This window comes from Rhodoferax sp. UBA5149 (assembly GCF_002413825.1).
Classification (GTDB): Bacteria; Pseudomonadota; Gammaproteobacteria; order Burkholderiales; family Burkholderiaceae_C; genus Rhodoferax.
Map to the genome: position 1 here is coordinate 7,379 of NZ_DHXT01000154.1, position 278 is coordinate 7,656.

1 pseudogene is annotated in these 278 nt (G+C 66.9%); it reads left to right on the forward strand.

Annotated elements, in window-relative coordinates:
• Positions 1-278 (forward strand): annotated as a pseudogene (locus tag B3V69_RS13505) (copper-transporting ATPase); the annotation flags it as partial.

Here is a 278-nt window from a genome sequence, read left to right on the forward strand (position 1 = left end):
GGGCAGACCCAGGTGGACGAGTCGATGCTGACCGGCGAGCCGCTGCCGGTGGAAAAACACGCAGCCGCCAAGTCGACGCCGGGCGCGGCGGTCGATCCCATGGCCAAACTCACCGGCGGCTCCATCAATGGCGACGGTCGCGTCGTGATGCAGGTAAGCGCCGTCGGCGTTGATACCGTGCTCTCCAGCATCATCCGTCTGGTGGAGGACGCGCAGGCCGCCAAGGCACCGATCCAGCGTTTGGTGGACCAGGTCAGCGCGGTGTTTGTGCCGGTGGT